Consider the following 18,121-nt stretch of genomic DNA (forward strand, 5'->3'; position numbering starts at 1 on the left):
GATTTTGGGGCTTTCTTTTAATATCCCAATTCTTCGCCAACAAGAACAACTTTGATTCGTCCAGGTGGGCAGCTTGTTCTTGTTGTTACGATGTTGGCGCAAAGGCTGTCACCCACGCAGTCAACGCAGCGGCCATTTTTTGAACATGGTGTGTTCAGGTTAAGACGTACTGCATTTGGCGGTGTTGCCTCTGCACGGACACGGCGGATGGCATCGTCTACATTAGCAGTAACCTTGTTCATTCCCGCAAGGATGATTACCTGCTTTGGTCCGTAAATAAGGTAGCAGACTCTGTTGCCCCTTTTGTCTATGTTTACAAGTTCACCATTCAATGTGATAGCGTTGGAACTCATGAGGAAGGTGTCGGCATTGATGTTTTTTACATTTGCCTCTTCCACAGAAAGTTCTTCGCGCTTAATCAGGTTGTGGCCTGCGGCAGCAATGTCGTTTTTTAGACCGCATTCATCGATGGTCATTGATCCGCCGTAGCCAACGGATTTTCCGGCGTCTCCGATAAGTTCAAGAACCTTTTTTTTGCCGTCTTCAATGTTGTCGCAATAGAAAGCTTCCATTCCGCGTGCCTTCATTTTTGCAATGATGCCTTCGGCTTGGATTTTGTAAAATGTTTTTTTGTGAACGTTCATTTTTTTACCACCTCAGAAATTGCTCCTGCAAGACCGCTGAAATTCTGGATGTCGCTTGGAACGATGATTTTTGTTGCCTTTCCGTCTGCTGCCTTTTCAAAAGCTTCAAGGCTTCTTAAGCGGATTACATTTTCGTCAACTCCGGCTTCCTTGATCATCTTGAGACCTGCTGCCGTTGCTTCCTGAACTGAACGGATTGCTTCTGCTTCACCTTCTGCCTTTTTGATTGCGGCTTCTTTTTCAGCTTCTGCGGCTAGGATAGTAGCTTCCTTTGCAGCTTCCGCCTGAAGGATCTTGGACTGCTTTTCTCCTTCTGCTTCGAGGATTGCAGACTGCTTGTGTCCTTCTGCGATGAGGATCTGTTCGCGGCGTTCACGTTCAGCCTTCATCTGCTTTTCCATTGCCTCGCGGATTGCATGTGGAGGCTCAATGTTCTTTACCTCGACACGGTTGACCTTGATTCCCCAAGGGTCTGTGGCTTCGTCGAGAATTGAGCGCATCTTTGTATTGATTACATCGCGGCTTGTGAGTGTCTGGTCAAGTTCAAGTTCACCGATGATGTTGCGCAGTGTTGTCGCGCTGAGATTTTCAAGGGCGTTGATCGGCATCTCGACGCCATAGGTGTAGAGCTTAGGATCCGTAATCTGAAAATAGACGACGGTATCGATCATCATGGTAACATTGTCTTTTGTGATGACAGGCTGAGGAGGAAAGTCAAGGACCTTTTCCTTAAGGCTCATGCTGCTTGCCATTCTGTCGATGAGTGGCATCTTTACATGGAGTCCAACCTGCCATGTTGAGCTGTATGCTCCAAGTCGTTCAATGACATAGGCATGGCTCTGTGGAACAATGCGGATGTTTGTGACGATAAGAAGGAACACGATGAATGCAAGTGCTGCGATAAGATAAATCATTTTCTATTCTCCTGTGGTTTTGATTTTTACGACAAGGGTGTTTCCTTCCACCCTTGAAACGATACATATTGAATCGGCAGGAATTTCATTTCCGTCTTCCGATTTGGCTGTCCAGACAACACCGTTCTTTGTCTTTACTTCTCCGAATTTGAATTCAGCGATAGGCGAAACACAAAGAACTGTCTGCCCGTCCAGGCTGTTGATGTTTCCTGGGCTTTGTTTGCCAGACTTAAGGAACTTGACGACGAACGGTCTTGTAAAGATTGCAAGCCCTGCAGTCAGGAAAACAAAGATGAGGATCTGCCACTTCAAGGGGAGCGAAGTGCGGGCAAGAAATATGAGAGGAACACTGGCTATGGCTGCCCAGATTGTTGTAAGTCCAAGTGTAAGTGCTTCCAGTATGATGGAAACAACAAGTACTCCGATCCAAACCCATGGCATTACCGTAATAATAAAGTTAATCATAATCCCAATATAAAAATAAAATTCAGAATTTGCAAACTGAAAACTCAGGAAAGTTTCTTTCCGTCGCTAAAAGCCTGCCCAACTTTCTTTCCGATCTCATGGTATCCGTGACCGCTTGGATCGTAGCAGATCGGATGGAACTTTGTAAGGTCGATGTTTCCTGTCTCGTCAAGGATTTTCTCGTCGGCACAGACGTTTACAATCTTTCCGATGTAGTGCATTTCATCCTTTGCCGAGTCACCGTCAATTCTAAGGAATTCACATTCGAGGCATAGAGGAAGTTCATTGATGACAGGTGCGTTGACGAATTCGCTTTTCCGTGTAGTGAATCCTGCCTTTTTCATTTTTTCAGGTTCATCGTTGCCGCTTACGATTCCGACATAATCACAGGCAACAACATGCTCGACATCTGCAAAGCTTACGGTAAAAGCCTTGTTCAAATCGATATTTTCGGTGGTAAGGTGTTTTGAAAGGGATATGCAAATCTGGTCTGCTTCAACTATTCCGCCCCAGGCTGCGTTCATTGCATTTGCTTTTCCGTTCTTGTCGTAAGTGGCAAGGATCAAGACTGGCATAGGGTAGATCATTGGTTTTGCTCCAAGGTTTTTCATTTTGGACTCCTGTATTGAAAAATATTGCCCTCAAGATAATAAAAGGCATATGCATCAATTTTACCATAGGCTGAACCAAAAAGCACGGTTTTGCGGATAATAACAAAGTAATTGCAGAATTTACATTCAGCATGAAACGAAATTAGGTTATTATGATTGAAGATATGAAAAGAAGAACCAGGATCATTTTTATCATCGTAGGAATCGTTGTGTTTTTGTCTGCAGCTCTCGCTTTGGCTGTAAAGGCTCTGTATACCAGAAGGACTTTGGGAGAACTTACCTTTGAGCCTGACTATTATTGGGCAGAGGAAAAATGTGAAACTGATAAATGGGATTTCCGAAAGACCTATGCAGGTTATGATTATTTTCTATATATACCTCCTGAATTCAAAGACGACCGCCATAATGAAAGCGCAGGGCTGCCGATGGTCGTCATTTTCCACGGAAGTGAAAGCAAGGGAATTTCTCTTGGCCGCTACGGAAGGATGTTCACCGACAAAAAGATTCAGGATATCCGTCATTGTGCCGTCCTTGTTCTTCTTGCACGCTGTGGATATTACAGCGACTGCCATGACACAAGCATGCTCATACAGAATGTAATGATTCAGAATGAGTGCATCGACAGAAAGAATGTCATTGCCTTTGGACACAGCCAGGGGGCTTACTACGCCGTTAAGCTTGCCTGCTATGAACCTCGTCTTTTCAAGGCAGTCATCTCTGGCAGCGGGTATTATCAGATAACCTATAGGGAACTTCTCAAGATTCTTCCGATCCAATTCTGGTTTGGCATTTCAAGGAACGATAAGGGAATATATGAGCAGGGGTGCACCACAGGTCCTTTGCTGCAAAAATACTGCAGGAATTCAGTATATGCGGAATATGAAAAGAGGGGGCATTTCTGGGTTGAGCCCAAGGATGTGGCACCTGGGAGCGGTGAGGTATTTCTTGAATGGTTGGATAAGGTTTTGAATGAAAAATAATATAAGGAGTTATAAAAATCAGCTTTCGTAGAGATCCTTGCCATGTCCTGCTGGGTGCGTCCTTTCCACAGTAAATGCAGAGGCGATGCCTCAGGGTGGAGATGGGTTGCAAGATGCAGTTTGGCTCGAACCTCAAGCATGCTTGTCATTTCTTTTTTTTCAAATGATAATCATAAAATATAACCTCATGGAAACTAGGGACAGTTGATTATGAACACCGCAGAGACTGTGACAGAAAAAATCATAAAAAAAAATCTCTCCATCACTTTCATGGAAAGCTGCACCAGTGGACTTCTTGCGTCCATGTTTACTGATACTTCAGGAGCCTCCGCGGTCTTCAAGGGGAGTCTTGTCACATACAGCAATGAGATGAAGGTTGCGGCGGGAGTTCCAGCGCAGATTATTGAAGAACATGGAGTCTATTCTGCTGAGTGCGCACGTGCCATGGCGGAGACAGTCAAAAGAATCTACGGGGCAGACATTGCCATTGGGATCACAGGGACCACAGGCAATGTGGATCCTGCAAACAAGGACAGCGTGCTGGGAGAAGCCTTCTGCTGCATAATGTTTGGAAATGAATTCCATGATCTTCATATAAAGGAAGATGTCAGCCGTCTTTCAAGAAAGGAAATCAAACAGCGTTATGCCGACAGGGTCTATGAAAGACTTAGGGATCTGCTGCTTTAGCTTTCGTCGTCGTACTGTGCAAGCTGGTTTCGTATCTTCTGCATCCTAAGGTCAAGGCTTTCGCTGATGTTTGCGCAGTCTAGAAGCTCACGGGAAAGTTCCGCCGCAACATCTTCAGGAACTGATTTCTTATACATGAGCTTATGTTCAAGACTTGCCCAGAAATCCATTCCTATGGTTCTAAGCTGAACCTCTACACGTACAGGTTTCTTTTCCTCCGCCAGGAAGATGGGAACCTCGACTATCAGGTGAAGGCTCCTGTAGCCCGAACACTTCGGCTGCTGGATGTAATCCTTTTTTTCAATGAGGGTAATGTCATCCTGCTTTACAAGGCACTCGGCAAGAAGGTAAATGTCTTCTGGAAATGAGCAGATTACTCTGACACCTGCAATGTCGTTTATGTTCTCAGTAATCGATTCGACGCTTATAGGCAGGTTTCGTTTTTTAAGCTTGCATATGATGCTTTCAGGTGACTTGATTCTTGTTTTGATTGATTCAATCGGGTTTCTGTCATATTCAAGGGAAAATTCTTCGTTGAGCACCTTGAATTTTGTTTCAACTTCCATGGTGGCGCATTTGTAAAATGACATCATCTGCTGAAAGGGCTTGTTCTGTTCCCTGAAAATCTCGAGAAGATCTCCGTTGATCAGGTCGTTGACTATGTGGTCTTTGATTATGTCCTTTATCATAATTATCTCGTTTATTATGTAAATAAACTTAAATCCAAAAGGTTACTCAATTGCATTGCGTTCATGAATCCCGTTCCCTTTGGATGGTTGTTGAAATAAAGCTGGACTGTCCGCCCTTCATCACGAGCGGAATTGATCATGGGTATGAAGCTTTTTAGTTCTTCAATTGAATATTCATAGTCATAGCGGTGGGTTTCTCCTGAGGCCGGCGGGATAGAAGCTTCCGACGAGTTCTGGGTGGTCGTAGCTGCTTGTGCCTATGAGTATGTCCGTCATCTGCTTTCATTATAGTTTTGTGCGTGAAGATGAACAATCGCTGGAAAACAGGAGATGGCGATGTGTTGTTAAAATGTTAGCCAACATTTTAAAGGTTGACTATCTTGGTGACATTTACTATTTTGAAAGTGTCAGCAAGGAGGTGCCGTATGTGCAGGACATCCATCTATGAAGCAAGGAACAATTTTTCAGCCTATGTGGAAATGGCGGAACAGGGAGAGCCTGTTGAGATCACTCGTTACAACAAGCCTGTTGCCATAATCATCAGCTATGATGACTATGAAAAAAAATTCAGGAAAAGCAGCTCAGAAAGCTGGTTGACAAAATGGCGCAAAGAAAATGAAGGATTTCTGGATGATGAGGGAATTCCTCCAATGCCAAAATATTATCCTGATCCAAACAGAAAAATATTTGAAGACTGAAAAGGGAAGGGGAAGAAAATGAAAAAAATATACCTGCTTGATACAAACATCGTGTCGGAATTTTCCAAGGAAAGACCTAATGAGAAGGTTCTTGATTACTATAATGTCCGTAAGGATTATTGTGCCATTTCATCAGTCACATGGCAGGAACTGGTTTTTAGTGTTTCAAGAATGCCTGATGGAAAAAGAAAGAATACTGTCATGGGATTTATTGAAAACTTGAGGAACAACATTGAGATAATCCCCTACGATGAGTTTGCGGCTTCCATCTGCGGTGAGGTTCAAAGCAATGCGGAACAGGCAGGAAAAAAGCTTCCCTATAATGACAGCCAGATTGCGGCAACAGCCATTTCAAACGGAATGGTTCTCGTCACCCACAATACGGAAGATTTCTCGTACATGGCGGAAAAAACTTTCTTAAAGATGGAAGACTGGTTTGCGGCATAGAAGTGAGCCTTTCCTGTAATGAACAAACATCGGATTTCTGATATTTTTAAAACATGAAAAACCTGATAGTTTTTATCACATTGATTCTCATAGCCGCAGGAATTTCCTTTGCGGTTCCCTTTCTTCCGTCTGTCGGAGGAAAAGCCAGCAAGGCTGACAGGGAGAACTATAAAAAACGTGCCTACAACTATGATGGCAAAGTTTTTCACAATGATCCTGAAGTAAGCGTGATGGAAAAAGTGGAAGACAATGATTCAGCCAGAATGTCAGGGAACGGCACAAGACCTGATTTTGAGCTTCCAGTAAGAAAACCGCAGATAGATAATAATCCTGATGAAAGTAATTTTTCCATAACATGGCTTGGTCATTCTTCACTTTTTATGCAGATGCATGGAAAGAACATTCTTGTGGATCCAGTATTCAGCGAAAGAATTTCTCCTGTGACCTGGATAGGTCCTAAGAAATTTTCAAATCCTTCCATAACGATAGAGGAACTTCCAGAAATAGATATATTGATTTTGACCCATGACCACTATGACCACATGGATTACAGGGCGCTGAAAAAACTTGCGCCAAAGGTAAATAAATATGTCGTGCCTCTTGGAGTTGAATGCCATCTGCGTAAATGGAAATTCGACATGGAAAAAATTTCCAACATGGCATGGTGGGAGGAAATCGAGTCAGACGGAATCATGATTGCCGCAACGCCTGCCCAGCATTTCAGTGGCAGATGGATTACTGGTAGAAATGAAACTTTATGGAACGGCTATGTTCTTAAGGATGTTCACCGTCAGATTTTTCTGAGCGGAGATTCTGGCTATGGGGAGCACTTTAAGAAGATACATGAAAAGTACGGTGACTTTGACCTGGCAGTCATGGAATGCGGTCAGTACAATGTCAGATGGCCTTCAATCCATTCATTCCCAGAGCAAAGCGTGCAGGAAGCCATTGATGTGGGCGCTAAGCTTGCCATGCCTGTCCACTGGGGAGCCATCGTCTTAAGCACCAACGGCTGGGATGATTCCGTATTGCGTTTTGTGAAGGCGGCGGAAGAAAAGAAACTGGATTACATTACTCCATACCTCTGCGAGACTGTGGACATCTTAAATCCTCAGAACTACAGGGAACAGTGGTGGAAGTAACCAACCAATAGAAAATCATAGGAAAGAATTTACCGATTATGAAAACTTTAGGACTTAACAAATATCTTGGACCTGTGTCTTTTTACAAGGATGCTTTGAAAATAGCGGTTCCTGTCATGGCTCAGGCGCTCATACAGACGATGGTTTCCCTCATTGACAATTTCATGGTTTCCGGCCTTGGGGACATAAAGATGTCCGGTGTAAACATTACGGGGCAGCTTCTCTTTGGATTCATGGTATTCCTGAATACAATCTGCATGGCGGGTGGAATCTACATGACACAGTTTTCCGGTGCCAGAGATAAAAAGGGAATGAAGCAGGCCTTCTGCTTTAAGCTGATGATGGGAATCCTTGCCATCATTCTTTTCAAATATGTTTGTCTTGTTATTCCGCGTCAGTTCCTAAGCCTTATGGTAAAAGGTAATACTCAGGCTGATCTGATTCTTGATCAGGGTGTTGCCTACATGCGCCTTATGGCATGGATAGGAATTCCCATGATGGTTTCAACGGTCATTGCATCTTCCTTCCGCGAAATTGGTGAAGTAAAGGCACCTTTAATAATTTCTGTCATAGCAACTCTGGTAAATACTTTCTTCAACTGGGTTTTGATATATGGCAATCTTGGTTTTACCCGACTGGAAGTAAGGGGTGCCGCCATTGCAACAATCATTGCGCGTCTGGTTGAGATGGTTATTTTCATAGTCTATCTCTATGTGAAAAAACCGGCCTTTGTAATTCACATAATCGACCTGGTGCAGATAAATTTCAAACTCATACTTGAGATTCTGCAGAAAGGATGGAAAATTTTATTTTCAGAAATGGTATGGGTTCTTTCAGAAACAGTAACCACTGCCCTTTACAACGGAAGGGGAGGTGCTGACGTAGTTTCCGGCATGAGCGCAAGTTTTGCAATCGCCAATCTTTTCTTTGTTGCCTTCGGCGGAATTACAACAGCAACAAGTGTAATTCTTGGGCATACCCTTGGACAGGGAAAGCTTGAAGAAGCAAGGCAGAAGGAACGCTGGCTTTTGACCGGGGCTGTCATTTTTGGATGCATCATGACTGTCTTTGGGCTCATGACAATGTTCCTTGTTCCAGTTGTATTCAAACGGCTGAGCATTGACTCCCAGGGCATCTGTTCAAAAATGGTTTTTACAATGGCACTTTTTATGCCTGCATGGGTTTATGTAAATGCACAGTTTGCAATTTCAAGGGCAGGCGGGGATACGATGATGGGAATGATTGTAGATGGGATTACGAATCTTGGCATCATCCTGCCTGGGATTTTCATTATGGCTTTTTGCACTTCTGCAGGACCGGTAATGATGTACATAAGCATTAAGTTTGTGGATTTTGTAAAGATTACCATTGCCGCCATCTGGCTTAAAAAAGGAAAATGGATTAAAAACCTTGCGGTGGAAAACAGGCAGGATGGTTAAAAATAAAGGGGCCGGAAACTATTGCTTCCGGCTTTTTTCAATCAATTGCAAAATCATTTACATTGAGCTTCTTGCTTTCCGTCCTTTTGAATTTCGGTTTGCCCTTTGATTTTTTGGTCTGTGAAAAATCCTTGCTGGATAAAACGCTCATGGATTTTTCAGAGGCAAGCCTTCTGTGTTTTGAATCGGCATCCGTAAGTTTTGTTTCCGAATCCTTTTTTACAAGAATGTCGTTGGCGGAATTTATATGGATTGAGTAGAAGTTTTCTTTATTACCAAGAACTTCCACAACTTTTTCAACATCCAGCAAAGAAAGGCCTGCTTTATTCTTGCCATCAATTTTTGCATTTTCGCGGATGGTTTTTACAATAAAAGCTTCCGTGCAAAGAGCTTTGTCGGGATGCAGTTCCATAGCCTTCAGTATTTCTTTCTGAACCTGATTCATTTCCTGTTCCATAACTAAATGATAGTCCTAAAGACTTTCTCCTTCAATCATTGCTTTAAGTTCCAGGGCATTTTTAAAACCTGTCCCCTTTGGATGGTTATTGAAATACAGCTGGACAGTTTTTCCTTCATCCCTTGCCTTGCCGATTATGGGAATGAAACTTTTGAGTTCCGGTGCTGAATATTCGTAGTCGTATCGATGGGTTTCTTCACCTTCGGCAGTGTGTGCATACCAGCCATTTTCATTTCTTCCGTGGAGCCTGATGTAGGCGTTGGTGCCAATGAACGGCGTCTTGAGTGAAAATCCGTTTGGAAGATTCTTTAACTGAGGCATGTCGCAGAAAACAATCCCGGTGTCTCGCTTTGCAAGGCCTTCAAAAACTGAATCCTTTATCCAGTCCTTATGGCGGAATTCCACTACGCATGGCAGTGGGTAAAGTTCCTTCAAAAGATCAGAAAGATAAAAACGGTTTTTCTCTGAATAGCCGAAACTTTCCGGAAACTGAACGAGGATCGTTGCCAGGGAGTTTTTTTCAATTAAGGGAAACACGGCGGATTTAAATTCTTCAGCGTGGGTTTTCCAAAGGCCGTCGATTTCGTGGGTAAGAACTCTTGTAAGCTTTACGGTGAATTTGATTCTGCCTTCAGTTCTTTCGTAAAAGGAATTTATTCTTTCAGCAGTAGGCATTCCGTAAAAGGTGCTGTTGAGTTCAAGGGCGTTGAACTTTGTTGAGTAGAATGAAAGAAAATCTTTGCGAGACAAGTCAGCGGGATAGAAACTTCCCTTAAGTTCTGGATGATCGTAGCCGCTTGTTCCGATTAAAACTTCTGGCATCAGCTTTTTTCCGAAATTATTTTGAAAAAGGTTATGTCCGTAAATTGTATTGCTATACGGAATGCGGTGGTTGAGCTGGTCGAAACTACCGGTATTTTTTCTGCTTGATTTCGACTGGCTCAATCGGCGCAGCAGCACTTTCTATGGACACGGCTTTGAAAAAAATCCTTCTGCGGAATTTTTATCTTCCTGGTAGAAAACTTTTCCCGTGTATTCCAGATTGAACTTTCCGTTTTCAAGGACGATTTTGTTCAGCGTGCAGTTTGCCATTTTTGATTTCCAGTAGTCTTTAAGTTCACGGCCGTCGATGTGAAGAAGAAGAGCCTGCATTGTTCCACCGTGGGTTACGACAAGAACATTCTGTACTCCGGAATTTTCAAGGGACTTGATTTCATCTTCCCAGAATGCGGCGGTGCGTGTCAGCACAGAATCAAAGGACTCGCAGTCTTCCTGGGGAACAAAGTTTTCAGGGTCATCAAAAAAATTATGGAAGTCCTTCAGTTCAGGATCGGCCTCCCTTTCTGCCGGTGTCTTTCCTTCAGCCTTGCCAAAACAGAATTCAATGATCCTGTCATCCTTAATGATTTCGCTTTCTGTTTTGCCTGTCATGAGCATTGCTGTTTCTACGGCGCGTTTTAATGGACTTGAATAAACCCTGTCAAAAGAAAGCCCGGCGTTTTCAAAACCGATTTTTGTCTGGGCAGCCTGTTCCTTTCCCTTTTCATTGAGTACGGTGTCGCTTCGGCCCTGAAGTTTCCAATGGGTGTTCCATTCAGTTTCGCCATGTCGTGTTACAAAAATGTTCATGGTGAAAGTATAGTGAAAAGACGGTGGCATGGAAATTATTTTTTAGGAAAATGTAATTTTCTTTTTGGCATTATACATGTCTTTTTTTTACGGATTTTACACTTTTTATAATTTCAGCGGTTATATATAGGTTAGGGGAATTTGTTCTCCGAAATCTAATTTAGTCGAGGTATAAAAATGTCAAAAGAAATCAGGATTACCGACAACTTCATGTGTGCAACGGTCATGAAAAATGAATACATCTGCCGCTCATTCATCGAAAGAATGCTTGGTATCAATATTGAAAAAATCGAGTATCTGGAACGAGAAAAAGACCTGCGTGCTGATCCTTTTTCGAAAGGAATACGACTGGATGTTTATGTAAAGGATTCCGACAGGACATTCACTCTTGAGATGCAGTGTGATGACAGAAAGGATCTGCCTCTAAGGACTAGGTACTATCAGGGACTGCAGGACATTTCCTTTCTGGACAAGGGAAATCTATACAGGAATCTACCGGAATCCTACATTCTATTTATATGTCTCTTCGATCTGTTTGGAAAAGGCTTGCCCATTTATACATTTGAAAATACTTGTATCGAAGAACCGTCGGTTTCATTAAATGACAAATGTCGCAAAGTATTCTACAATGTAAAGGCTTGGGAAAAGGAAAATAATTTAGAACGCCGTGCACTGCTTGAATATTTTTATGGACGCAAGGCAAATGATGACCTTACAAGAGCAATTGAGGACCAGGTGCATCTTACCCAGAATCTTCGCGAATGGAGGAAAGAACACATGACAGTAGAACAGGAAATAAAACTCCAGGCAAGCTATGCCTATGATGATGGGTTTTCGCAGGGTATAGACCAGGGTGCCCACGATGCAAGGGTTGAGACGGCAAAAATTCTGCTTGCAAACAATGTTGACCTTTCGATTATTTTAAAGAGTACGGGATTTACGGCAGAAGAACTAGAAAACATAAAAAAGAATGATTAATGACATAAGACGCCTGGGTTTATAACTCGGGCGTTTTTTATTGCGGGCGTGTATGAACGATAAAAAATGATAGTTTTGCTTGATCTATTTATGTGAAGTCTTGTATTCAGTGCTGTTGCCAGATTCCGCCAGGGATTTTACCAGCTGGTTTACTGTATTCTGATGGCATTCAGGAAGATGTTCGCAATTTAAAAGCAATTCGTGGTATTTGGAAAATAGTTCGCGGTTTTGGGCTTTTGATGCGTCGCGAAGGAAAAGGTCTGCTGGGTGGATGGAAAGAGCTTCTGCAATTCGGAAAACTAAATCAATTGAAGGCGATGCTTTGCCTGCTTCATCTGTGCAGAATAGAAGTTCGTTTTACATTTGGTTTCTCTTACAGCCATTTTTCACTTTTCAATCTTCTCTTCTACCATTCGTTTTATTATTTTCTAATTGATTCAACATTGAATAGCATTTGTCGGAAACGCAGATTTTACAAAGCATTTTTCCGAATTCAGTTAATCTAAATTCTGCATATTCAGTAATGTTTTGGTTATTTTCAAAATCACCATCGGACATGTCAGGTTCTTTATAATCATCATATTTTAGTAGATTTAAATGTTCCAAATGTTCTTTATAAATCCATAAGTTCTCAGGAAAGTTGAATTTTTCCATAGGAAGTTCATTCAACAATATTTGAATATTTTTTGTTGCTAGATTCCTAATATTCAAATCAAAGTTTCTATTAAATTTATAGGATTTATCATTTAATAAAACAAGGAAAATACATTCATCTGTTGTCAATTGTTCAAGTATTTTTGGAAATGCAGGACTTAAATTACATTGTTGTGTTTTATCAACAGAAGATTTTAGAATATTAAAAAACATTTCACCTAAGAAACTTTCATCCTGATGCAACGCCAAATTTTGCAAAGTTGAAATTGTGATAGCTGGATCAGCTTCAATTAAATTCTCTTTATTAATTTCTGATTCAATTCTTTTAAACCAATTTACTATCCTTAAAGTAAGTATTTTTGCAGGATAACGAAATAATGCAAAAACGAGGTTACCAACTTCTTCTAAAGTTGTGCCAGCCTGTTTTGCTATCGGAGAAAGTACATCGTTGTATACATTTACAGCCAAAGTTTTAGCTATATCTAATTCTTCGTTTGTCATTTTTTTCACTTTTTCTCCTGAGCAACATGCAAAAGATATTTTTCTTCATTAATTTTATATTCTACATCTTTTTTTACAACATTCTTTGTCGCTTCAATCTTGCTGTCCGCATACAAAACAACATCTTTTATTACAAGTTTTTCAACTGCTTTTATGAATGTTTCCATTATTGCATAATCTGGTTTTCCGTCTTTTGTGGGAAGATAGATTTTCTCTTTTTGAACTCTATCCCAAGTTGCTTTAAACTCATAACAAAATTTTTGCTTTATGGACTTTTGAATTGAAGAAGTCATAAAAAATAATGTCTCTTTTGAGTCTTTATGCTCTAATGCTTTTATCAAATACGCATCCCAAAGTATTCCTGTTCTTTGAGGTTGTGGATAAACATCACCAGTTGCAATAGCACCATTCTGAACGATATCTATTGTCATTTCTGCTGAATCAAAAACTTTCTCCTTTCCATAAAACATAATTCCATTATCACCATGCTTTGCATTTACAATTGGTAAAGAATATTCTTTTGTTTGCTCAGAAGATGTATCTTCTCTTTTATCAAAATTTTTATTATGTAGCTCTAACTTTTTGTACAAATTTCCAATTCGAAATTCACCCCACTGCATTGTCTTAAATGCTTCCAATGCGTTTTCTTCCTCATCACTTAACGCATAGTCTTTTAGTCCTGTGACTAAAAGGCATGCGTTAAGTTCGCGTATACGCTCCTCTTCGAGTTCGCGTATAAAGGATTCCATAAAATCAAAGTCGATGTTTTTTATATTGTCACACGGATTTGAAAAATCAAACGATTTTTCTTTTAGGGGAAGTTGGATTTTTTGATTAGCAATTATAGAAACATTAAAACTTGAACTTCCCCAAGTAAAATTTTTAAAAGAATTTCGCATAGTTGCCAAAAAGAATTGAGCATTTGTTTTTCCAAATCGTGACAGTTTAGATTTCAGGATTTTTATCTTATCACCAGTAAAATAAGGAACTTCTTGATAATACATTGTTGCTGTATCTTGTCCAAAAGAAATAGTATTACCTTCATTCAAATAAATTTCATCTTCATCAATGAATCCTTTTTGTCCATTTCCACAAGATGTTCTAACAACATATGGATGACCACAATTTTCTACTAATTCGACTTTATTTGCGTCAAATCGTTTTTTGTAAGTTAAAATCTCAAACAAATCTCCAAGCTTAAATTCTCCCCACTTAACATTTTTCAGTTTTTCGTTAAGTGGGGAATCTATTTTCCCAGGCGGTCGTTCTCTGCGGTGTTTTTGATGATGTTTGAAACTTCCCAGGCTAAATAGTCGGCAACGTTTTTCTTAAAATCTTCCAAAGTTGGTTTTGTGTCTACAGGAGCAGATTGATTCCAGTCATCGCCTTTTTGAGGGTCAATTGTTCCTTCGTAATATTCCTGTTCTGTAAAAATATTAAGTTTCTTTTTTCCAAAACGAACCAAATCTACAAGTTCTGCATATCTGCCTTTTGCGTTGTCTGTATCTCTCAGGTTTACACTGGCTTTTTTTCTGTTTGTTCGTGTGTAACCGTCATTTGAAAAATCAATAAATTTAACAGTGTCATCTTCTTGATGTTTTTGACCAATCTGGAAAACGTAAACATAAGTTTGAACGCTGGATTTTCCAACAAACAAATCTATAGGCATTTTTATACTTGCAAGAAGGGTATTCTTTTCAAGAATTTTCTTGTTGTATTCAACAGCCTTTCCGCTTCCAGCTGAACCTTGAATAATAATCGCAGCATAACCTTTTTTCATCATAGAAAGAGCTTTTTCTACAAAAATCATTCCATTGCCTTTTGCAGAATATGGAGGATTTAAGACAAAGGCATCAGCAGGGAAAGCATCTTTAGTATTTCCAAAACCGTATTTTCCATCAAAATCATTCAATGAGTCTTTATTCAAAATATTTGAACTTCCATCACCCATTAAAATCATATTCAAAGTAGCCAGCATATAAATATTTGAAAGAATTTCCAAACCAAGAAGCTGTTTTGCTTTAATTTCTGCCGATTTTCTATTTATTTCTTCTGGAGATTTAAGAGTCTTTTTTGCATCATCAAGCATTTCATTCATAGCCGCAACAAGAAGACCTGCTGAACCAGTTGCAAAATCCCATACAAAAGAATCTTTATTAACACGGGCAAGTTTTACAAGCAAAGTTGCAACATAAGAAGGAGTCAAAACAACATCGTTCAATTTATCCTGCGTAAAACCAAGCCAACTATACATTTCATTGAAAAGCTTTCCAGTAAAATCAGTTGTTAAATCTGTTTTATAATAGATTCCCAAATCATCTACAATTTTTGAGAATACACGCTTTAGCTGACTTTCTCCATTTTCAACTTTATTAATATTTTCTGTAGTTAAAGTATTTGCCAGAGTTCTAACAATCAAATCTTTTTTATCTTTTGGAATCTGCTTTTCATTCAAAAATGCATTTATTTTACGAAGTACAATATCGCCATCACGGTTTCCTTCTTCCAAAGAAGATTTTAAATCATCTTTTTCAAGAGGAGAAACTTTCTTAGGAATACCAAGAGTTGCAATAATTGAAGCAGCTACTAAATAAACACGGTCATTTTCGCCAAGTCCTTTCTCGTTTTGATAAATATCATTATTGAGTTTTACAAGACTAGCACCTATTTCCTGTTCACGCTTTTCTTTTAACTTTTCCTTTTCTTCATCAGAAAGAGAAAGTGCTTTTACTTTTTCAATAAAGGCATCGAAATTCTCTTTTTTAAGGAATGAAAAATCTGTGTATTCATCAACTTTCTGTCCAACACCAAAATTGCTTTTTGAAACATAGTAAACACCAATTGAATATTCCAGTTTTCCAGAATCATTTTTAAAACCAGTCATTCCAATGGCAATAATGTCTGTAAAATTGGTGTAATGAAGAATTGCATTTGCATAATGAACAGCACCGTTCACGGCATAAGAATTTATATTTTTGAAGTCAGGTTCATTTTTAGAATTCTTATTAGCTACATGACCTTCTTTATCCAATTTTACAAGTTTATCTTTATAACCTTTGTATTCAATCAAGATTGGATAATAATCGCAATTTTTATCTTGGAGTAAAATTTTTGCATCAGGTCTGTTTCCACCAACGCCACCATTTTTAGAAAAATATTCATCAAGAGCCTTATCAATTTCAGAATTTCCAATTGATTCCTGCTCAAGTTTGTAATTCAGTTTATATGATTTCATCCAGCCATTTGCAAGATCTGCAATGTTTGGTTCTACAGATTGTTTCATATTATTTTTTGCCATTATTTTCTCCAAATTACTATATCGACATATAATTTATTATCGGTTCATCAACCACTCCGCAATATCCCAAACGGCAATTCCTTCATACTGATACTGCGGATGTTTTGTTCTTGCAATTATCATTTTAGGGTAGGCATCTTTTATGCTTAAAAGTGGTGCAGTTTCTCTTTCCATTGTTTCTGGGCGGGAAATGTCATCGCTTACCTGAATGTAGATTTTTTCGTCACGCTTGATGGCTACAAAATCAATTTCTTTTTGATAAAGAACTCCTGTGTAAACTTCATAACCGCGGCGTAACAGTTCCATGCAAACTATGTTTTCGTAGATTTTTCCGTAATCCAGGTTTTTAGTTCCATGTTTTGCGTATTTAAAAGAATGGTCTGCAAGATAGTATTTGTCCTGACTCGCAAGATATTTTTTTCCTTTTATGTCATAGCGGCGGATTTTGTAGAATGCATAAGAGGCACAAAGATATTTGATGTAGGATGAAACTGTTTTGTCGTCTGTTTTGCTTCCTTTTGATGTAAGTGTGTTTGCGACGCTTCTAGCTGAAACTTCCGACGAAATATTGTCCACAAGAAAATCATTCAAAGTGTCTAAAAGCGAAACATTTTTGATTTTATATTTCTGCTGAATGTCGCGGACAATCAAGGTTTCAAAAACTTCATTTAAGTAATTGTATTTGTCGTCAATTGATTCATACAAATAGGAACCTGACATTCCGCCTTCCATTGCAAATCGGTCAAAGGCCTGCTGTAAATCCTGGCATTCAAAATACGAGACAAACTCTTTAAAACTGAAAGGAAAAACTTCTACAGAAAAAGTTCTTCCTGTAAACAATGTTGCCAGATCGTTGGAAAGCAAGAAGGCATTTGAGCCTGTTATGTAGATGCGATATTTTTCTGACGCATGAAACGAATTTATTGCCTGTTCAAAATCTTTGCAAAGTTGGACTTCATCAATCAAGAGGAAATTTTCTTTTTCTGGTGAATAGAGATTTTCAACATACTCATTCAGTGCGGCAGCATTTTTTAGTGTTGAAAACTGAAAAAGGTTGTAATTGATGTGAATGATATTTGCGTTTGAAATGTTGATTTTAAGATATTCAATGAACATTTCCAGAAGTTTGGATTTTCCGCATCGACGGATTCCTGTAATGACTTTGATGTCAGGTGTGTTTATGGAATTTATCAGTTTTTGTAAAAAATTCGTTCTTTCCAATACTTTCATGGCTTAATTATACAATTGCTGTTCCGCATTTTCAAGAAAAATTCAATTTTACGGAACAGAAAGTGAATTATATTCCGCAAAATTAAAAATATTGTAAAATTGCGGAAAGCCCGGTTTTTAGTTTCAGCCTGGGCTGGAACTAAAAATGACCCCGTAACTGCCATAATTGAAAACTTCGCTGTAAAATTGTATTCTTATAAAGTTATATAAAATTGGTGGTTTCAGCAGGTTCAACCCAAGATTTTTGACCCGTTCAACCACCGAAAAACAGAGGATATTTTTATGGCTGAAAATGAAAAATTACAGATCGTTCGCCACTCATGTGCTCATGTTATGGCTGAAGCAATTAAAAATCTTTTTCCGGGAACTAAAATCGCAATCGGTCCTGCTATCGACAACGGTTTTTACTACGATTTTGACTTTCCGACCGACCATAAAATCACCGAAGCTGACTTTCCTGCTGTAGAAAAGGAAATGCGCAAGATTCTCGCTTCTGGCGCTGAATTTGTTCGTAAAGAAGTTTCTAAAGAAGAAGCCCTCAAGCTTTTTGCTGACGAACCATACAAGGTTGAACTTATCAATGACCTGCCTGCTGATGCTGTTATTTCAACATACGAGCAGGACGGATACCTTGATCTTTGCCGCGGTCCACACGTTG

General features: G+C 39.6%; 20 protein-coding genes and 1 pseudogene. 8 read left to right on the forward strand and 13 right to left on the reverse strand.

The window, feature by feature from the left end:
- Positions 1 to 17: 17 nt before the first annotated feature.
- The 4 genes from ACKI39_RS05490 to ACKI39_RS05505 are packed head-to-tail and all read right to left on the reverse strand — an operon-like array spanning position 18 to position 2,634.
- The gene (locus ACKI39_RS05490) at positions 18 to 644 is read right to left on the reverse strand and encodes a lactate utilization protein (RefSeq protein ID WP_407398436.1); all 627 of its coding nucleotides are present in this window, start codon (positions 642 to 644) and stop codon (positions 18 to 20) included.
- A complete protein-coding gene (locus ACKI39_RS05495; protein ID WP_407398438.1) occupies positions 641 to 1,558 on the reverse strand; it encodes an SPFH domain-containing protein in 918 nt (305 codons plus the stop codon). The genes ACKI39_RS05490 and ACKI39_RS05495 overlap by 4 nt, the downstream gene beginning before the upstream one ends.
- Before the next feature lie 3 nt (positions 1,559 to 1,561).
- Positions 1,562 to 2,023: an NfeD family protein gene (locus ACKI39_RS05500; RefSeq protein ID WP_407398440.1), complete on the reverse strand. Its 462-nt coding sequence runs from the start codon at positions 2,021 to 2,023 to the stop codon at positions 1,562 to 1,564.
- A 44-nt stretch (positions 2,024 to 2,067) separates the two neighbouring features.
- A complete protein-coding gene (locus tag ACKI39_RS05505) occupies positions 2,068 to 2,634 on the reverse strand; it encodes a flavin reductase family protein (protein WP_407398442.1) in 567 nt (188 codons plus the stop codon).
- 164 nt (positions 2,635 to 2,798) lie between these two features.
- On the opposite strand from ACKI39_RS05505, the gene ACKI39_RS05510 reads away from it, so the two are divergent.
- Together ACKI39_RS05510 and ACKI39_RS05515 are read left to right on the forward strand one after the other, a co-directional pair.
- Positions 2,799 to 3,614: a prolyl oligopeptidase family serine peptidase gene (locus ACKI39_RS05510; RefSeq protein WP_407398444.1), complete on the forward strand. Its 816-nt coding sequence runs from the start codon at positions 2,799 to 2,801 to the stop codon at positions 3,612 to 3,614.
- Between the two features lie 210 nt (positions 3,615 to 3,824).
- Positions 3,825 to 4,301, forward strand: coding sequence for a CinA family protein (locus ACKI39_RS05515; RefSeq protein ID WP_407398446.1), 477 nt, complete (start codon positions 3,825 to 3,827; stop codon positions 4,299 to 4,301).
- Here the strand turns inward: ACKI39_RS05515 and ACKI39_RS05520 are convergent.
- Both ACKI39_RS05520 and ACKI39_RS05525 read right to left on the reverse strand, forming a co-directional pair.
- On the reverse strand, positions 4,298 to 4,990 hold the full coding sequence (locus ACKI39_RS05520) for a GTP pyrophosphokinase (protein WP_407398448.1): 693 nt from the start codon (positions 4,988 to 4,990) through the stop codon (positions 4,298 to 4,300). The genes ACKI39_RS05515 and ACKI39_RS05520 overlap by 4 nt on opposite strands.
- 14 nt (positions 4,991 to 5,004) lie before the next feature.
- Positions 5,005 to 5,205, reverse strand: coding sequence for a DUF72 domain-containing protein (locus tag ACKI39_RS05525; protein WP_407398470.1), 201 nt, complete (start codon positions 5,203 to 5,205; stop codon positions 5,005 to 5,007).
- Positions 5,206 to 5,415: 210 nt separating this feature from the next.
- Here ACKI39_RS05525 and ACKI39_RS05530 point away from each other — a divergent pair, with 210 nt between their 5' ends.
- From ACKI39_RS05530 to ACKI39_RS05545, 4 genes are read left to right on the forward strand one after another with little or no spacing between them, the layout of a single operon-like run.
- Positions 5,416 to 5,688 carry a type II toxin-antitoxin system Phd/YefM family antitoxin gene (locus tag ACKI39_RS05530; RefSeq protein WP_318718086.1) on the forward strand — a complete coding sequence of 91 codons (273 nt, stop codon included), beginning with the start codon at positions 5,416 to 5,418 and terminating at the stop codon, positions 5,686 to 5,688.
- 18 nt (positions 5,689 to 5,706) lie between these two features.
- Positions 5,707 to 6,135: a type II toxin-antitoxin system VapC family toxin gene (locus ACKI39_RS05535; RefSeq protein WP_407398450.1), complete on the forward strand. Its 429-nt coding sequence runs from the start codon at positions 5,707 to 5,709 to the stop codon at positions 6,133 to 6,135.
- A 53-nt stretch (positions 6,136 to 6,188) separates the two neighbouring features.
- On the forward strand, positions 6,189 to 7,277 hold the full coding sequence (locus ACKI39_RS05540) for an MBL fold metallo-hydrolase (RefSeq protein WP_407398452.1): 1,089 nt from the start codon (positions 6,189 to 6,191) through the stop codon (positions 7,275 to 7,277).
- Positions 7,278 to 7,315: 38 nt separating this feature from the next.
- Positions 7,316 to 8,716: an MATE family efflux transporter gene (locus ACKI39_RS05545; protein ID WP_407398454.1), complete on the forward strand. Its 1,401-nt coding sequence runs from the start codon at positions 7,316 to 7,318 to the stop codon at positions 8,714 to 8,716.
- Positions 8,717 to 8,753: 37 nt separating this feature from the next.
- Here the strand turns inward: ACKI39_RS05545 and ACKI39_RS05550 are convergent, their stop codons facing one another.
- The 3 genes from ACKI39_RS05550 to ACKI39_RS05560 form a co-directional block, all read right to left on the reverse strand.
- On the reverse strand, positions 8,754 to 9,173 hold the full coding sequence (locus ACKI39_RS05550) for a hypothetical protein (protein ID WP_407398456.1): 420 nt from the start codon (positions 9,171 to 9,173) through the stop codon (positions 8,754 to 8,756).
- Between the two features lie 15 nt (positions 9,174 to 9,188).
- Positions 9,189 to 9,995 carry a DUF72 domain-containing protein gene (locus tag ACKI39_RS05555; protein WP_407398458.1) on the reverse strand — a complete coding sequence of 269 codons (807 nt, stop codon included), beginning with the start codon at positions 9,993 to 9,995 and terminating at the stop codon, positions 9,189 to 9,191.
- Between the two features lie 141 nt (positions 9,996 to 10,136).
- Positions 10,137 to 10,802: a histidine phosphatase family protein gene (locus ACKI39_RS05560; RefSeq protein WP_407398460.1), complete on the reverse strand. Its 666-nt coding sequence runs from the start codon at positions 10,800 to 10,802 to the stop codon at positions 10,137 to 10,139.
- A 177-nt stretch (positions 10,803 to 10,979) separates the two neighbouring features.
- Between ACKI39_RS05560 and ACKI39_RS05565 the strand changes: the two genes are divergently transcribed.
- Positions 10,980 to 11,780 carry an Rpn family recombination-promoting nuclease/putative transposase gene (locus tag ACKI39_RS05565; protein WP_407398462.1) on the forward strand — a complete coding sequence of 267 codons (801 nt, stop codon included), beginning with the start codon at positions 10,980 to 10,982 and terminating at the stop codon, positions 11,778 to 11,780.
- Between the two features lie 393 nt (positions 11,781 to 12,173).
- Here the strand turns inward: ACKI39_RS05565 and ACKI39_RS05570 are convergent, their stop codons facing one another.
- The 4 genes from ACKI39_RS05570 to ACKI39_RS05585 are packed head-to-tail and all read right to left on the reverse strand — an operon-like array spanning position 12,174 to position 17,463.
- Complete coding sequence (locus ACKI39_RS05570) at positions 12,174 to 12,935, reverse strand: Abi-alpha family protein (RefSeq protein ID WP_407398464.1); 762 nt, start codon at positions 12,933 to 12,935, stop codon at positions 12,174 to 12,176.
- Positions 12,936 to 12,940: 5 nt separating this feature from the next.
- Positions 12,941 to 14,239 (reverse strand): restriction endonuclease subunit S, encoded by a 1,299-nt coding sequence (locus ACKI39_RS05575; protein WP_407398472.1) that lies wholly within the window; start codon positions 14,237 to 14,239, stop codon positions 12,941 to 12,943.
- The gene (locus tag ACKI39_RS05580; RefSeq protein WP_407398466.1) at positions 14,182 to 16,233 is read right to left on the reverse strand and encodes an N-6 DNA methylase; all 2,052 of its coding nucleotides are present in this window, start codon (positions 16,231 to 16,233) and stop codon (positions 14,182 to 14,184) included. Before ACKI39_RS05580 ends, ACKI39_RS05575 begins: the two co-directional genes overlap by 58 nt.
- 36 nt (positions 16,234 to 16,269) lie before the next feature.
- Positions 16,270 to 17,463 carry an ATP-binding protein gene (locus ACKI39_RS05585; RefSeq protein ID WP_407398468.1) on the reverse strand — a complete coding sequence of 398 codons (1,194 nt, stop codon included), beginning with the start codon at positions 17,461 to 17,463 and terminating at the stop codon, positions 16,270 to 16,272.
- A 282-nt stretch (positions 17,464 to 17,745) separates the two neighbouring features.
- Here ACKI39_RS05585 and ACKI39_RS05590 point away from each other — a divergent pair.
- Positions 17,746 to 18,121, forward strand: a pseudogene (locus ACKI39_RS05590) (threonine--tRNA ligase); the annotation flags it as partial.

This window comes from Treponema sp. (assembly GCF_045641405.1).
Classification (GTDB): Bacteria; Spirochaetota; Spirochaetia; order Treponematales; family Treponemataceae; genus Treponema_D.

Coding starts and splice junctions, on each gene's coding strand:
- ACKI39_RS05490 (WP_407398436.1), bottom strand. CDS start 644: ATGAACGTTCACAAAAAAACATTTTACAAAATCCAAGCCGAAGGCATC.
- ACKI39_RS05495 (WP_407398438.1), bottom strand. CDS start 1,558: ATGATTTATCTTATCGCAGCACTTGCATTCATCGTGTTCCTTCTTATC.
- ACKI39_RS05500 (WP_407398440.1), bottom strand. CDS start 2,023: ATGATTAACTTTATTATTACGGTAATGCCATGGGTTTGGATCGGAGTA.
- ACKI39_RS05505 (WP_407398442.1), bottom strand. CDS start 2,634: ATGAAAAACCTTGGAGCAAAACCAATGATCTACCCTATGCCAGTCTTG.
- ACKI39_RS05510 (WP_407398444.1), top strand. CDS start 2,799: ATGAAAAGAAGAACCAGGATCATTTTTATCATCGTAGGAATCGTTGTG.
- ACKI39_RS05515 (WP_407398446.1), top strand. CDS start 3,825: ATGAACACCGCAGAGACTGTGACAGAAAAAATCATAAAAAAAAATCTC.
- ACKI39_RS05520 (WP_407398448.1), bottom strand. CDS start 4,990: ATGATAAAGGACATAATCAAAGACCACATAGTCAACGACCTGATCAAC.
- ACKI39_RS05530 (WP_318718086.1), top strand. CDS start 5,416: ATGTGCAGGACATCCATCTATGAAGCAAGGAACAATTTTTCAGCCTAT.
- ACKI39_RS05535 (WP_407398450.1), top strand. CDS start 5,707: ATGAAAAAAATATACCTGCTTGATACAAACATCGTGTCGGAATTTTCC.
- ACKI39_RS05540 (WP_407398452.1), top strand. CDS start 6,189: ATGAAAAACCTGATAGTTTTTATCACATTGATTCTCATAGCCGCAGGA.
- ACKI39_RS05545 (WP_407398454.1), top strand. CDS start 7,316: ATGAAAACTTTAGGACTTAACAAATATCTTGGACCTGTGTCTTTTTAC.
- ACKI39_RS05550 (WP_407398456.1), bottom strand. CDS start 9,173: ATGGAACAGGAAATGAATCAGGTTCAGAAAGAAATACTGAAGGCTATG.
- ACKI39_RS05555 (WP_407398458.1), bottom strand. CDS start 9,995: ATGCCAGAAGTTTTAATCGGAACAAGCGGCTACGATCATCCAGAACTT.
- ACKI39_RS05560 (WP_407398460.1), bottom strand. CDS start 10,802: ATGAACATTTTTGTAACACGACATGGCGAAACTGAATGGAACACCCAT.
- ACKI39_RS05565 (WP_407398462.1), top strand. CDS start 10,980: ATGTCAAAAGAAATCAGGATTACCGACAACTTCATGTGTGCAACGGTC.
- ACKI39_RS05570 (WP_407398464.1), bottom strand. CDS start 12,935: ATGACAAACGAAGAATTAGATATAGCTAAAACTTTGGCTGTAAATGTA.
- ACKI39_RS05580 (WP_407398466.1), bottom strand. CDS start 16,233: ATGGCAAAAAATAATATGAAACAATCTGTAGAACCAAACATTGCAGAT.
- ACKI39_RS05585 (WP_407398468.1), bottom strand. CDS start 17,463: ATGAAAGTATTGGAAAGAACGAATTTTTTACAAAAACTGATAAATTCC.